At 70.7% G+C, this 12,571-nt stretch carries 9 protein-coding genes and 2 pseudogenes; 5 read left to right on the top strand and 6 right to left on the bottom strand.

Features of this window, described 5'->3' with window-relative positions; all coding sequences use genetic code 11:
- Positions 1–525: 525 nt before the first annotated feature.
- Positions 526–909, top strand: a complete 384-nt coding sequence (locus FRCN3DRAFT_RS0213620) for a hypothetical protein (RefSeq protein WP_007516255.1) — start codon at positions 526–528, stop codon at positions 907–909.
- Positions 910–1,051: 142 nt separating this feature from the next.
- A pseudogene (locus FRCN3DRAFT_RS53000) lies at positions 1,052–1,339 on the top strand (WD40 repeat domain-containing protein); the annotation flags it as partial.
- A gap of 256 nt (positions 1,340–1,595) precedes the next feature.
- Here the strand turns inward: FRCN3DRAFT_RS53000 and FRCN3DRAFT_RS0213610 are convergent.
- Entirely contained in the window at positions 1,596–2,498 is a 903-nt protein-coding gene (locus tag FRCN3DRAFT_RS0213610; protein ID WP_007516253.1) for a helix-turn-helix domain-containing protein, read from the bottom strand.
- 127 nt (positions 2,499–2,625) lie between these two features.
- Here FRCN3DRAFT_RS0213610 and FRCN3DRAFT_RS0213605 point away from each other — a divergent pair, with 127 nt between their 5' ends.
- Positions 2,626–3,609: an NAD-dependent epimerase/dehydratase family protein gene (locus tag FRCN3DRAFT_RS0213605; protein ID WP_007516252.1), complete on the top strand. Its 984-nt coding sequence runs from the start codon at positions 2,626–2,628 to the stop codon at positions 3,607–3,609.
- Positions 3,610–3,927: 318 nt separating this feature from the next.
- Here FRCN3DRAFT_RS0213605 and FRCN3DRAFT_RS0213600 read toward each other — a convergent pair whose 3' ends face one another.
- The gene (locus FRCN3DRAFT_RS0213600; RefSeq protein WP_051466250.1) at positions 3,928–6,504 is read right to left on the bottom strand and encodes a CHAT domain-containing protein; all 2,577 of its coding nucleotides are present in this window, start codon (positions 6,502–6,504) and stop codon (positions 3,928–3,930) included.
- 815 nt (positions 6,505–7,319) lie between these two features.
- Here FRCN3DRAFT_RS0213600 and FRCN3DRAFT_RS51440 point away from each other — a divergent pair.
- A complete protein-coding gene (locus tag FRCN3DRAFT_RS51440) occupies positions 7,320–7,955 on the top strand; it encodes a hypothetical protein (RefSeq protein WP_051466249.1) in 636 nt (211 codons plus the stop codon).
- Positions 7,956–8,141: 186 nt separating this feature from the next.
- On the opposite strand, the gene FRCN3DRAFT_RS0213590 is transcribed toward FRCN3DRAFT_RS51440, so the two are convergent.
- Together FRCN3DRAFT_RS0213590 and FRCN3DRAFT_RS0213585 are read right to left on the bottom strand one after the other, a co-directional pair.
- On the bottom strand, positions 8,142–9,512 hold the full coding sequence (locus FRCN3DRAFT_RS0213590) for a permease prefix domain 1-containing protein (RefSeq protein ID WP_007516249.1): 1,371 nt from the start codon (positions 9,510–9,512) through the stop codon (positions 8,142–8,144).
- Positions 9,509–9,883 (bottom strand): PadR family transcriptional regulator, encoded by a 375-nt coding sequence (locus tag FRCN3DRAFT_RS0213585; protein WP_007516248.1) that lies wholly within the window; start codon positions 9,881–9,883, stop codon positions 9,509–9,511. Before FRCN3DRAFT_RS0213585 ends, FRCN3DRAFT_RS0213590 begins: the two co-directional genes overlap by 4 nt.
- 329 nt (positions 9,884–10,212) lie before the next feature.
- Here FRCN3DRAFT_RS0213585 and FRCN3DRAFT_RS51435 point away from each other — a divergent pair.
- Positions 10,213–10,708, top strand: a pseudogene (locus FRCN3DRAFT_RS51435) (IS6 family transposase); the annotation flags it as partial.
- Between the two features lie 32 nt (positions 10,709–10,740).
- Here the strand turns inward: FRCN3DRAFT_RS51435 and FRCN3DRAFT_RS0213575 are convergent.
- The gene (locus FRCN3DRAFT_RS0213575; protein WP_232794033.1) at positions 10,741–12,006 is read right to left on the bottom strand and encodes an MFS transporter; all 1,266 of its coding nucleotides are present in this window, start codon (positions 12,004–12,006) and stop codon (positions 10,741–10,743) included.
- Positions 12,007–12,023: 17 nt separating this feature from the next.
- Positions 12,024–12,563: an ArsR/SmtB family transcription factor gene (locus tag FRCN3DRAFT_RS0213570; RefSeq protein ID WP_007516246.1), complete on the bottom strand. Its 540-nt coding sequence runs from the start codon at positions 12,561–12,563 to the stop codon at positions 12,024–12,026.
- Positions 12,564–12,571 lie beyond the last annotated feature (8 nt).

The raw sequence follows: 12,571 nt of genomic DNA, 5'->3' as shown, positions 1-12,571 counted from the left end.
CGCCGCTGCCATGCCTCGCGCTCGCTCAACGCAACAACGCCCTCGGTCCGCACCCGGGCGTGCCCGCGATCTGTCTCCATGCCGGGACCCGAACATGATCCACGCACGTCAGGCGGTATTACACGGTGCGTCCTCGTTCCTTCTCGGCTCTCCGAATGCATCGGCCGGGTTCTTCCGCCAGACCCCGGGCGGTAAGGAAGCTCCAAAGTCTTTGTCGGTGGTCCGACATGACATCGATATCGATGGGCATGTGCGGCGAGGCGGCGGCGTGTCAATATGCGTTCGGCGAGACACGGTCTTGGGCGGAATGGTCGCCGCCGCCGCGGCCCGGCCCGGTGGAGATCTTGTTCCACCACCGTCGAACAGCGGATCTCCTTCCGCCGGCGATCTGGCGCCGGGGGTGAGGGCTGAATGAACGGTATGTCGCATCCGTGACAGGCACACCTTGAACCGATCCGGACTGGCCAAAGTAAATGGCGGGCTGCGGCGGAAGATGTCCGCCGACGAACGTGAGGGAGATGCCCCATGGAGGCGACCCGCCAGAAAAGGGAGCGCTGGTCAATCGTGTGGCCGGAACCGCGGGTCGGAACCCGGGTGGCACTGGCGGTCCTCTATTTCACCCTCGCGGTCTCGATGATCTTCGTCGACCACGGCCTCGCGGTGCGCATTGTGGGTGCGGTCGAATTCTGTTGCCTCGGCGCCCGGGCGCTCGTCCCCTGGGGACAGAGCCGGGCCTGGGCTCGGCGCCATCCGGTGCTCGACGGAACGTTCGCCTTCCCGGCCATGTTCGTCGCGTTGCGTCTGCTGACCCACTTGTCGACCGGCGTGTGCGCCCTGCTTGCCATCCCGATCGGCATGGTTCTAGTTGCCTTCGCGGTGCTGAGGAGCCGCCGCGCTGCCTCCTCCTGAGCCGGGGCCGCGGCCCACCCTCCATCGGACGGTCTGCTGGCCACCGGCAGCGAGGACGGCACGGTGCAGCTGTGGGACGTGACCGACCGGACCGCACCCCACCGGCAAACCGCTCGCCGGCTACACCGACACGGTCAGCTCGGTGGCGTTCGGTCCGGACGGTCTGCTGGCCGCCGGCAGCGGGGATGGCACGGTGCGGCTGTGGGACGTGACCGACAGGGCCGCACCCCACCCCATCGGCAGGGCGCTCGCCGGCCACACCAACTGGGTCAACTCGGTGGCATTCGGTCCGGACAGCCTGCTGGCCGCCGGCAGCGGGGATGGCACGGTGCGGCTGTGGGACGTGACCGACCGAGCCGCACCACGTCCGCTAGGCGACCCCCTCACCGGCTCGGTCAGCTCGGTGGCGTTCGGCCCGGACGGGCTGCTGGCCACCGGCGGCGAGGATGGCACCGTACGGCTGTGGGACGCCAGCGTGCTTCAGGAGCTGCGGAACGCCGCAGTCCAGATGGCCCGCCAACGCGCCGGCCGGGGCCTCGACGAACAGGAATGGACCCGCTACCTGGCCGCTGAACCGTACCGGAACACCTGCCCGACCAGTGCCCCGCAGCCAGGCAGATCGCCCGATCTTGTCGGTAAACGGTCGTTTACCGACAAGATCGAGAAGCGTCCCGCTACGGATGCCGTCAGGTCGGCTGCGGTCCGCGGTGCGACGTACGGGCCGCCCCGGCGGCCTCGCTGTCGGGATCGCTCGCGGGGTCGCGAACCCGCAGCGCGTAGGAGGCCAGTAACGCGAGCTTCTCCTCAGCCGGCGAGCCGGCGGCGGCGTGCCACAGCGCCAGGACCTGCCCCGCGGCGCCCGGGATCGGCAGCTTCTCTCGGTAGAGCGTGAGTGCGCCGGCCTCGGGGTGGTGCACCGTCATGGTGGTGCCTTCGCGGCGGACGACGTCTTGACGTGCCCAGAGGGTGCGGAAGAGGTCGCTGGCCAGGGACAGCTCGCCCACGATCTCGACGAACCGCGGGTCGTCGAGATCGCTGCCCACCGAGGTGCGGAACCCGGCGATGATCCCCCGCGCCGAGTTCTCCCAGTCGGGGTAGAAGTCCCGTTCGGCGGGTTCGAGGAAGTAGTCGCGCACCCGGTTGCGCCCGACGACGAATCGCGGCGAGAGGACCGCCGCCATCGGGTTCGCGGCCAGGATGTCGAAGTACCGGCTCTCCACGAAGGCGGGGAACGTGACGGCGTCCAGCAGGGCGCGGATGTTCTCCGACACGACCTCGCGCCGGCGCTCGCGCCGCCGCGGCCGGCGGGAGTGGCCGTCCGCGAGGCCGAGCAGGTACTCCAGCCCGGCCGCGTCGAGCCGCAGCACCCGCGCCAGCGACTCCAGGACCTGCGCCGATGGGCTACGGTCGCGCCCCTGCTCCAGCCGCAGGTAGTAGTCGGCGCTGATCCCGGCGAGCATCGCGACCTCCTCGCGCCGCAGCCCGGGCACCCGGCGCGCCCCGAGCTGCGGGATGCCCGCCTGCTCGGGAGTGACCAGCGCGCGCCGGGCACGCAGGTACTCGCCCAGCGGGTTCGGTCCGTCGCTCACCCGTCGACCATAGGTCGGCCCGCGCCGGCGGTGGGGGGTCCTGCCACTCCCAGGAACGCCCGGGCACTCCCCCGCCCACGCCGCCGCCCGCAGGCTCGGCTGGAGCAACCACGACGGAAGGAACACCATGACAACCGATCTGGCCCTGGTCACCGGTGGGTCCGGATATGTGGGCACGCAGCTGATCGCCGCGCTGTTGCGCGGCGGAACTCCCGTGCGCGCCACGGTGCGCTCGCTGGAACGCTCGGACGGGCTGCGCGCGGCCGTGCGCCGCGGCGGCGCGGACGACGGCGGCCTGGAGCTGGTCGCCACGGACCTGACCGCGGACGACGGGTGGGCCAAGGCGATGACCGGCAGCGCGGAGATCTATCACGTCGCCAGCCCACTGCCCTACGTCCAGCCGGAGAACCCGGACGATCTGATCGTGCCCGCCCGCGACGGCGTGCTGCGGGTACTGCGGGCCGCGCGCGACGCGGGCGCCCGCCGCGTGGTGCTGACGTCCTCGTTCGCCGCGGTCGGATACACGCCCAAGCCCGGCGCCGAGTTCACCGAGGACGACTGGACCGATCCCGACACGCCCGGCCTCGCGCCCTACCCACGGTCCAAGACGATCGCCGAACGGGCCGCCTGGGACTTCATGGCGCGCGAGGGCGGCGACACGGAGCTGGTCGCCATCAACCCGACGTTCATCCTCGGCCCGACCCTCACCTCGGACCTCCGCTCATCCACCCAGCTGATCAAGGCGATGGTCGACGGGACGATGCCGGTCGCGCCCCGCGCCCGGTTCGGCCTCGCCGACGTCCGCGACGTCGCCGACCTGCACATCCGCGCGATGGCCGCGCCGAAGGCCGCCGGCCAGCGATTCCTGGCCGTCGCCGACGGCCCGACGATCAGCTACCTGACGGTGGCCCAGACCCTGCGCGCACGCCTCGGGCCGCTGGCCGTGGGCGTGCCCACAGAAGAGGCGCCCGGCGCCGACCTGCCCCGACCGATCATCCACAACGACCGCGCCCGCACCGAGCTCGGCTGGCGGCCACGCCCCGTCGAGGCAACGATCGTCGACACCGCCGAAAGCCTGCGCGACCTCGGACTCCTCGCACACAACGTCTAAAGCGGCGAGGGTTGGCCGCCGGGAATCGTGACCGTCGGCGGCACGGCCCGTCCCTGTCCTGTTCCCGTGATAACGCGGAGAAGACCATCCCCGTGACCCACGCGTCCGCGCAGGTCAACTGATCGTTGGTTGGCGTTCCCGTGATAACGCCTCATGTCATTCCCGTGATGACGCCTCATGTCATAGGAGACGGCCTCGGCGCCCGGGCGGCCTCCAGCACACCGTCGTCGCTGGCCACCGGGCTGGTGTCGTTGGTGTGCATCGTGTCGCTCCCCCAGGTATATGTCGGGGTGTCGGGCCTTGCGAGGGGCGTGGGTGTCAGATGCCGACGTGGATGTGGGATCCCCAGATCGACGGCATGCGGGCCCACAGGCCGCGGAGCTGGCGGGTGGCGGTGTGGACGGCGGCGGCGGCGTCCCCGGTCGTGGCGAGGGTGGTGTAGATGTCGTCGGCGATGTCGGCGGCGTGCAGGTCGCTGATCGGCCAGAGCGTGGCGATCACGTGCCGGTAGCCGGCGAGCTGGAACGCCGAGGCCAGATGGATTGCCTCGTCGGTCAGCCGCTCGCCTGGCCGGGCTGTTTCGCAGGCGGAAAGGAACGCCAGTTCCGCGTCGTGCAGGCGAAGCCGGGCGACGTCGAGGACGGTCAGCGGCCGGGTCTGGTGGTCGGCGAGCAACAGCCGGCTGGCGGACGGGTCGGCCGTGTTGGCGGTGCCGTGGCAGGCGAAGTGCGCCCATCGGGCGGTCGGTAGCCGGCCGAGCACCGCTTGCCTGGTTGCCTGCGGACCGGTGAGCAGGTCGACCTGGCCGGAGAAGCGGGCCTGCAGGCTGGTGGTTTCGACCTGGGCTCCGGGTAGGTCGGAGGCGTCGGGAGTGTGGGGCATGGCTACCGCGACCAGCCGGCCATCGTCCTGGAGGCTGACACGGCTGCCGCCCGGTAGCGGGCTGGTGCGGCGGGCGTGGGCCAAAGCCCGGATGGTGGGGGTGTACGAGGAGATCGCCCTGTCCAGGACGGTCGCCGGGGACGGGTCGAACCGGGTGTTGTGATGGCCGGCGGCGTGCACCGGCAGAAACGACAGGAGCCCCGAGGTGCACCACCACAACCGCGGCCACCGGCCGCCATTGCGCGGCGGGCCGACGACGTCCAGACGGTCGAGCACTGGGCCGGCGAGGACATCCCACAACCAGCCGACGATCTCACCCAACGGCCCCTGCGGCGCCGGGATGGTGTCATCCAGCGTGCCGAGGAGGGCGATCACCTGGTCGTGCACCGCCTGCGGCGTCAGCCCGGCCAGCGGCACCGCCTCCACCCCTCCGGCTGTCAGCAGCAGCGCATACGAACCGAACTCCGAGACCGCCACGACTACCACCGGGCCGTCAGTCGCCGTCGCCAACAGTTCCGCGACCGGCGGTGGATGGAGAAACCCCTCGAACCCGGCCAGCCCGCGAATCCGGGCGATCAGATCGTCGAACGCCACGCCTGCCGCCCGGCGTTCGGCGCCGGTCGCGGCCGCATCCTCACCGACCTGGGACTGCGTCAGCCCGGGCAGCTCGTCGGCCTGGTCCAAGGCGGTACACAGGTCGATGAACGATGCCGCCAGGTCGGGATGCTGCTCGGCAAGAGCGGTCACATCGGTGCGGGTGTCCAACGCCTGACCCAGCAGCACCCCCCGACCCTGCTCGAACAACTCCACCGCCCGGCCGATCAGCCCCGCCCGTACGCAGCAGGCCGCCGCGTCCGCGCCCAGATTCCCGAGCTCGGCCAGCAGATGCTCCTGATCGCCGCGCTTCAGGCTGCGCGGCGCGACCTGCCCCAGCAACTCGATCGCCGCGGCATACCCCGCCACGGCTTCTAGCCACCGCCCTCCGCGTGCCGCGGCCAGCCCCCAGCCATGCGCCGCGCCCGCCCGCACCCGCGGCGCCGCTCCGCCCATCCCAACCGCCGCCCGGTAGTCGCTGATCGCGGCGTCCAGGTCCGCCGGCTCACCGTCGCGTTCGAATCGGCTACTCAGGGCGTTGCCAAGGTTGGACAGCATCGCGGCGCGGTCGGGGTGATCGACGGGCGTGGCGTCCACCGCGGCCTGACCGGCCACAATCGCCGCGTCCAAGTCCGCTATTTCCCCGACCCGTTCGAACCGGACGCGCAGGGCGTTACCGAGGTTGGACAGCATCGCGGCGCGGGTGGGGTGATCGACGGGGGTGGCGTCCACCGCGGCCTGACCGGCCACAATCGCCGCGTCCAAGTCCGCCAGTTCCTCGACCCGTTCGAACCGGACGCGCAGAGCGCCACCGAGGTTGGACAGCATCGCGGCGCGGGTGGGGTGATCGACGGGCGTGGCGTCCACCGCGGCCTGACCGGCCACAATCGCCGCGTCCAAGTCCGCCATTTCCCCGACCCGTTCGAACCGGACGTACAGGGCGTTACCGAGGTTGGACAGGTACACGGCCCGGTCAGGGTGGCCAACGGGGGTGGCCTCCACCGCGGCCTGACCGGCCACAATCGCGGCCTCCAGGTCCGCCATTTCCCCGACCCGTTCGAACCGGACACGCAGGGCGTCACCGAGGTTGGACAACCGCCTGGCACGGACGGCATGGTTGGCGGGCGTGGCATCCACTGCGGCCTGTCCCGCCGCAATCGCAGCCTCCAGGTCCGCCAGCTCGCCGCCCCACCCGAACCGTCTGTTCAGAGCGTTGCCGAGGTTGGACAGCATCCCAGCGCGGCCGGGATGGTCGACGGGAACGGTGTCCACCGCGGCCTGTCCCGCCGCAATCGCGGCCTCGAGGTCCGCCAGCCTCCCGACCTGTTCGAACCGGATGCGCAGGGCGTTGCCAAGGTTGGACAGGTCCACGGCGCGCCCGGGATGGTCAACGGGCGTGGCATCCACCGCGGCCTGCATGGCAGCGACCGCATCATTCAGGTCCGCTGGTCTCCCATTGCGCTCATACCGGATGCTCAAGGCGGCGCCGAGGTTGGACAACCGCCCGGCGCGGTCAGGGCGATCAACAGGAGTAGCGTCCACAGCCTGCCGGAGCAGGTCGATCGCATCGTTCAGCGCCGACTGGCTACCGGTCAGCATCGTCTTGCCTAGCAGGTAGACAGCGCGGCCAGCCTTCCACTCGACCGCAGATCTTTCCAGCCGTGACCGCACCCGCCCGAGCAGACGCTCCCGCATCCTCCGGCCCCCGTAACGCCCGTCGGGCCGCACTGCCGCGACGGCCACCGCTCCCCTGGCGCTGACAGCATGAACAGTCACTCTCACGACGTAGCAGTCATACCAAGCGCCCGCCGAGAATACGCCCGAGCCGGGACTGTCCTGCAGGTCAGACATTCCCCACAGGCACCCGTCGAGATCACGGTTCCGGCCAGGAGCAGGCAGCTACACCACCGTCGCCGCGACGGCGACCCGACGCCCGAGCCTTGTGCCTGTCCTGGGCCGAGGAGAGGGCCGGCGCATGATCGCCGACGGTGCGGATGTCGCGGGTACATGCGCGGAGCGCCAGGGATGCCGCCCGGGCGGCACGAACAGCGATCTGTGAGCGCTCGCGATGCACCAGGCGTTCTCGCGCCACCCCGACTTCAGTCAGCCGCTGATCGCGTCGGTCGGCAGAGCTGAGATAGTGGCGGCCGGTTTGCGGCGATCTGGGACAGGACAGGCAGGAGAATTTCGCGATGCGGGGCAGGGCTCGACGGGTAGCCGCGACAGCCGCCGCGGTGGCGGTCGTAACGCTCACCGCAGGGTGCGCCAACTCCTCCAACCCAGGCGGCACCACCGCGGCGAGCCAGCAGCCGACACCGATGGCCGCCTCGGCAACGCCAACGACGCCCGCCGCGCGAGACAACGCGACCGACCTGCTCGACGCGCAGGACCGGCTGCGCCCCGAGCAGGTGCAGCAGGCCTGGTGGACGTGGGCGACGACGCCGGCCACCGGCCAGGTCAGCCCGGTGGACGATCCGGACGGCCGGGCCTGCGCCGACCGGCAGCCGGCCAGAGTGTGGTTCCTCGCCGGCACCTACGGCGGCGACGCCGCCCGGGCATGCACGGTCCCCGCAGACCGGGTCTTCATCGTCCCCCTGGTGAACTTCCGCGCCGACACCGAAGCGGACTGCCAGGACCTCCTCGCGGCCGCACACGGCAACGCGACCTTCGACCAACAACCCCTCAGCCCGGCCGCCATCGAACCGACCCTCCTGATCGAGGACGGAACACAGTCGTTCGCGTGCGGCCTGTGGATCGCGATGAACACCATCCCGGCCGGCAACCACCGCCTGTCGATCGACGGCAACGCCGGCGACTTCCAGACCCACGTCGACTACACCCTCACCGCCCTCACCCCCAGCTCCGGATAGCCCGGCCAAACGAGACCGAGATCTACTCGACCCCATGACCCGAACGACGAGATCGCGAACCCGCCGAGATCAGACTGCCGGCGTGGTCGCAGCCGGCAACGGCGTCGGCCGGGCTGGGGCACCGGGAGACGACCTGGCGCCACGGACGTCGAACTCGCAAGGCGGCGCCATCTGGGCGCGGGCGGGTCAGGCGTAGTTGAACAGCGGAGGGAAGACGAGGGCCGCGATCCAGGCCCAGGCGGCGTAGACGGGCAGGTAGCCGGTCTGCCAGCGTTCGAGCGTCGCGAACGGGGTGCGTCGACGGACGAGCCCCAGCAGTAGCCACGCTGACCAGGCGAGGTTGGCGAGCAGGATGACGTTCTCGCCGAGGGCCGCGGCCTTGTTCGGTGTGGTGCCGTATTCGGTGATGCGCCCGGTGATGGCCAGGAGTACCAGCACGTCGATGGCCAACGCGCTTACCACGAGGGCGAGCTGCAGTTTGTCGAACAGATCGGGTGGGGCCAGCGGGTCGCGGGCTGAGATCGAGTAGAGGAGCAACCCCAGCACGATGACCAGGAGCAGGTCGAACAGGATCAGCGCTTGGCGCTCGACGTCGATGCCGTTGCTGGTCCAGCCGATGGCGACGAGGAAGGCGAGCAGGACCGCTGTGAACAGCGGGGTGAACAGCCGGGTGAGCACCGGAGCGATGTTCTCGACGACGCTCTGCTTGGCCTCGACGAGCCATCCGGCCACGACGACCCCGGCCGCCGCGCCACACGGAAGGAGCCACCCCGCGATGAACTCCTGCGGAACGATCCCGATGGCTTTGAAGGCGCCGGTCGTGAATGCGGTGAGTACGCCGCCGCCGAGGGCCATGAGGACGAAGTAGATGAACCATTCACCGGTGAAGCGGATGAAGTCCATGCGTCGACGGGACGACCGCCAGTCGTCGGCCAGGTAGGCCAGGCCCACCACGAGCCACAGGGCGATGGGCAGGTGGATGCTGGTGATGACCAGCGACTGCGAGCTGTCCGCCAGGGGGTAGGCGTTGGCCGCGACGGCGCCGAGCGCGAACAGCGCCACCAGTATCCCGACCAGTGAGCGTCGGGCCTGCCGGCGCCAGGCGAGGAAACCCGCGAGCCAGGGCAGCACGAGCAGGCTGACGTTCGGCCCGTAGAACGAGGCCGACGCGTCGTCGCCCAGCCTCACCCCGAACAGCTCTGGCGCCTTGATGGACAGCGCGGCACCCGCCGCGCAGAAGGCCATCACCCGCAGCTCCCGCCGCGACCGCGCGTCCGCGGCCGGGTTTGCGGTCAGGACCAACTGCTTCCACAGCCGTTCGGAGTGCTCCCGGGCAAACTCACGGGACAGGTCGTCGAGGCTACCCATCCGTTTGACCGCGACCAGGAACGCCTCATCCGTGTTGAGGCCGGCCTCGACGAGCTCGTCCACGGAACCACGGAGATGGTCTTCGAGCTCGTCGGCGTCGGTCAGCCGCATCTCCCGGCGACGCCCCACGTACTGGCGCCACTGCGCGAGCTGCGCCTCCAGCTCCTCCTGCCCCTCCCGCGCCGTCATGCCCGGCCCTCCAGCGGGATCGCCGTCAGCGTCCCGCGGTCACCAAGACCCAGCCAGATTCCCTTGAGCGCGTCCATGACCGTGGCCCACTGACGGCGCTGCTCGGCCAGCTCGGCCAGACCCGCCTCGGTGAGGCGGTAGTACTTACGCCGCCGCTCGCCGGTCACCGACCGCCAGCTGGACTCCACACATCCGAGGCGCTCCAGTCGGTGCAGCAACGGGTAGAGCAGGCCCTCCGTCCAGTCCAGTTCGCCACCCGACAACTCGTTGATCCGCTTGAGGATCGCGTAGCCATAGCTCTCCTCCTCGGCCAGGATGCCGAGCACCATCGGCGTCGCCGAGGCGGCCACCAGATCCTTGCCGACCTTCACCAGGCCTCACCCCGTTCGACACCCTAGAAGTACGATGCATAATACTGCTAGGTATAGAAGACGCAACGGCTGGTACGGCGTTTCGGGCGGGACCAGCCGTCGCACCCACCGCGAGCACCGTTGCGTCGGCCAAGCGCAGGAGCCGGGCCGGCCCCCGTCCGGTGTGACCGTGTGATGCGTAGCCGCAGCGGACCCCGGCCTGGGCGTCACCCGCAACACCCACACCGTCGCGATCATCAGCCGTCGCCTCCGCCGTCCACCCCGCCCGGGTGGCACTGTTGCACGGTTGGGGCCGCGGCTCGGATCGGTAGTCGAGGCATGATCGAGTGATGCTTCGCCGCCCTCGTCCACCGGTCGCGGTCTCGGAGTTCGCGGGGTTCCGCTTCTCTCCTGAGGTGATCGTGCTGGGCGTCCGGTGGTATCTGCGGTACGCGCTGTCGGACCGGGATCTCGAGGAGTTGCTGGCCGAGCGTGGCCTCGAGGTCGACCACGTCACGATCTTCCGCTGGGTGCAGCGGTTCACTCCGCTGCTGATCGACGCGGCCCGGCCCTGCCGCCACAGCCCTGGTGACAGGTGGTTCTGCGATGAGACCAACGTGAAGGTCGCCGGACGGTGGACATACCTCCACAGGGCCATCGACCAGTTCGGCCAGGTCATCGACGTGCTCGCCTCCGAGAAGCGGGACCTGGCAGCGGCGCCGCGGTTCTTCACCCGGGCGCTGTCTCACGGCCGCCGACCGGTCGAGGTGACCACCGACCGGGCCGCGGCCCACCCACGGGCCCTCGATGAACAGCTCCCCGCCGCCCACCACGTCGACGGCCGAACGCGACAGCGCCCTCAACGACCTCGCGGAGCCCTAGATGGCACCCTCCAGAACGGGATCCAAGGATTCCGGGTGATCTGGATCATCGGCCGGGGCGGCGGCACCCAGCGCCGCCTCAACCCGGCGGTTGTTGGTCATGGTCGACGTGACGGCGGTCATGGCGAGGAGGAGGCCGGCGGCGGTGTAGAGCGGGGTGCGTACGTCGTAGGTGGTGGCCAGCCAGCCGCCGAGGAAGGCGCCGAACGGGGCCGCGCACAGGGCGAGCATGCGGGAGGTGGAGGCGACCCGGCCCATCAGGTGGGCGGGGACGATCGCCTGTCGGAGGGAGGGGCCGAGCACCATCGTGGCGCCCATGCCCGCTCCACAGACGGCAAGGGCGAGGCCGGCGATGTACGGGTTCGGGGCGGCGGCAAGGCCCAGGATGGCGAGTCCCTCGGCTGCCGCCGTGCAGGTAAGCGCGGCGCCGGTGCCGAGCCGTCGGCCGAGGAAGGAGGCGATGCCCGCGCCGAACAGACCGCCGGTGGCCTCTGCCGTGAGGAGCAGGCCGAAGCCGAAGGTGTCGATGCCGAGACGATCGTGCGCGAAGAGGGCGAGTACGGTCTCCACGGCGAGGAAGGCGATGTTGCCGACCGCCGGACGCAGCGCGAGCCCGAGCAGCAACTTGTCCCGGAATACGTACGAGGCGCCAGCCCGCGCCTGCCGCAGCAGCGACTCACGAGCCTGCGGTACGGGCCGGGGCGCGGCAGGCAGCGACCGTACGAGCAGCGCGGAGACGGCGAACGACACCGCGTCGGCGAGCAGCGGAACCGCCTGCCCGAGCGCGAGCAGGGCACTGCCCGCAGGTGGCCCCGCGAAGCCGGACGCGGCGGTCTGGGTGCCGCGCAGGCGAGAGTTGGCGCGCTGCAGGAGCGTGGGGTCGCGGCCGAGCAGATCCGGCAGATAGGCCGTGGCGGCCGTGTCAAAGAAGAGTCCGCCGAGACCGAGCAGGAAGGCGACGGCCGCGAGCAGCGGAATGCTCAGCACGTCGAGCGCGGCCGCTGCCGCCGGTATCGCGAGCAGCACAGCGCGCGCCGCGTCCATGCCCCACATCGTGCGCCGACGGTCCCAGCGGTCCACCAGCGCACCGCCGAGCACCCCGAAGAGCAGCCACGGCAGCGTTCCGGCGGCCGTGACGACGGCGAGCGCCATCGGATCCCGCGTCAGCATCAACGCGAGCAGCGGCAGCGCGGCATGCGACACCCCGTCACCGAGCGAGGACACCGTCTGCGCAGACCACAGCCGTCCGAACCCCGTCGGCAACTTCCGACTGTCTGAGGTCACTTGGCGTCCCCTTCGGCCTGCGCGCGCGGTGCCGGGTGGAACAGCGCGAAGACGAGCGACGCGTCCGGCAGCGACGGATCGGACAGCTCCCGGTACTCGTCCGCCAGTGCCTCCAGCCGCGCCCCCAGCTGCGCGAACTGCTCGTCGGTGAGGCGCAGATGCGCCATCCGTACGTGCCGCGCGCCGTCCACCGGCGCTGCCTCGAGGTCCGCCACCGCATGCCGCATCAGCACATCCGGCCCTCCCTCGCCCGGATCCGGCAGCACGATCGCCCGCGCGGCCATCGCGTAGTACCGCTCGGTGACCCCTCGGACCTTCCGCGTTCGTACCACCTTCACCAGGCCGGCCCGTTCGAGCAGCCGTACGTGGTAGCTGGAACTCCCCTTCGCGAGGCCCACTCGCTCGGCGATCTGTGTGATCGTCGCGGGCTCGAAGCGGAGCACGGCCATGATCCGGTGACGCGTGAGGTTGGAAACGGCGCGTAGCTGCTCGTCAGTGGTGACGTGGAACGTCTCGGAAGGATCATCGGTAGGCATACCCCAAT

The organism is Pseudofrankia saprophytica (genome assembly GCF_000235425.2).
Classification (GTDB): Bacteria; Actinomycetota; Actinomycetes; order Frankiales; family Frankiaceae; genus Pseudofrankia; species Pseudofrankia saprophytica.
The sequence above is the reverse complement of the archived record's forward strand: the minus strand, read 5'-3'. Positions and strand labels throughout refer to the sequence as shown.